The following is a 1872-nucleotide window of genomic DNA, read 5'->3' on the forward strand; positions in this document are numbered from 1 at the left end:
AAACTGGGAAAACTAACCCCCACGCTCCCGGGCATTCTAATGCCTTGCCTTCCAGAGATGCTGGATCAAACTATTGGTTCTTTGATGCACCCAAAGCGCTTACTTACAGTTGTAAACTGCGCACTTTCGTTGCCATAAAACCCAGCATTTTGATCCGGCACGGATACAATGCTAAATAGAGTTCTCTACAATGCCCAAAATATCTCTACCAAGTTCTGGTCGCTCAGAGAAATCTCCTGTACCTATAAGGCAAAACACTTGGGCCACTAGAATTGCCGACAAAAGGTAAAATCTCTTCATTCTCCATCTCCTCTATAAATCAAGGGAACATTCACCCCCCACTCCCGGGCATCTTAGTCTTTGTCTCCTAGAAAGGCAAGAGAATATGATAACCAGGATTAAGAGATTTTTTTAAATCATTGACAGTAGAGGTGGAAACATTTTCTTTTTCAAGCTCTGATGCGATCTTCTTAATATTTGGGTGCTGAGGATGGTAAAAATTCTTGAACACATCTAAAGATTTTTTCAATAACTTTTCTTTTTCTGTACCATCTAAGGTTAGGGCCAGGTTAGCCATGGTCATTGCAGTTGTGGGATGGTTCTCACCATAGGTGCGCTGAATTACCTTAAGCGATTGCCGCAAAAGCTTCCTGGCTTTTTGAATATCCCCAAGCAAACGATAGACGTTCCCTAAATTTGTAGAAACGATGGCGGTTATCATGTTATCATTCCCATATTTATTTTTAAGGTTTTTAATAGCACCTATTAACATTTTTTTACTTTGCAAAAAATCACCTGAAATAGAATAAATTATTCCCATACGATTATTTAGAATAGATTGCCATGCATTCGTTGTGTTCTCATCCTTTTTAATAAACCTTAAAGCTGCATCCAAAAGGAGCTTACTCTCATATCTTTTCTGCATTGCCGCACAAACCAGGGCTAAATTTACCTTTGAAAATATAGTCCACATATGATCAGGTCCAAATAGTTCTTTTCTTATTTTCAGAGCATCCCGAAAATACTTTTCACTTTTCTTTAAATGGTTTAAATCATAATGAACCAATCCTAAAAATATCTGATTGTACGCCAAACTAGAAATTGATGTAGGACTTTGTGTATGTATTTGAATAGTGCGCTCTAACGTTCTTTTTCCTTTTTCCCTTTCACCCAACACATAATCAACCCAACCTAGCATATATAACACCTGAGCGGTTTCAACATGATCGTCACCATAATGTTTCTGGTAGAGTTTCAGTACCTGGGAGAGCAAGGTTTTTACCTTACGAAAATCTCCTAATGACATGTATGCTAAGCCGTATCGAAAGAGTGCGCGTGCTGTTTTATGATGGTCCTCTCCATAGTTTTTTTCGCTAATTAATGCAATTTTTTTTAGAATATCTCGCTTTTTAAAGCTTTTGCCTAAGTGGTGATACACAGAACCCAGTAAATTTAAAATTTGCAGATTGGTTGGATGATGCTCACCGTACAAAGATTCATTAATCTTCCAAGCTTCTTCCAGGATATTTTCCGCTTTGTGAGGTTCGTTTAAAACTCGATAGGTAAGAGCGTAGAAAGCAACTTGAGTCTCGTTCGAAGAGAAAGAGCTTACTTCTTGCAGAAATTTCTCCATATGAGGAATCGTCTGAGTTATTAAATGCTGATCTTTACCAGAAATACCATCACCTGCAATTTTTCTAGGATAGATTTTTTCAATCGCAGTTTGCATCTTTTTTATATATCTCAGCTTTTGTTCTTTATCTAATTTATCCCTGAGCCAATTGGAGACCAAACGATGAATAGAAATATCATCGCCTGATATTTTTATCAAGGAGTATTGCCGCAAAATACCGAGCAATCTATTGAGTTTCC

General features: G+C 37.6%; 2 protein-coding genes. Both read right to left on the reverse strand.

Annotated features, from left to right (window positions below; all coding sequences use genetic code 11):
* Positions 1-171: 171 nt before the first annotated feature.
* The gene (locus ABFQ95_08495; protein MEN8237553.1) at positions 172-300 is read right to left on the reverse strand and encodes a hypothetical protein; all 129 of its coding nucleotides are present in this window, start codon (positions 298-300) and stop codon (positions 172-174) included.
* A 67-nt stretch (positions 301-367) separates the two neighbouring features.
* Positions 368-1872, reverse strand: a 1505-nt coding sequence (locus ABFQ95_08500) for a tetratricopeptide repeat protein (GenBank protein MEN8237554.1), incomplete at its 5' end; no start/stop codon positions are given.

Source organism: Pseudomonadota bacterium (genome assembly GCA_039714795.1).
In the GTDB taxonomy this organism is placed as follows: domain Bacteria; phylum Pseudomonadota; class Alphaproteobacteria; order JAGOMX01; family JAGOMX01; genus JBDLIP01.

Coding starts and splice junctions, on each gene's coding strand:
- ABFQ95_08495 (MEN8237553.1), bottom strand. CDS start 300: ATGAAGAGATTTTACCTTTTGTCGGCAATTCTAGTGGCCCAAGTGTTT.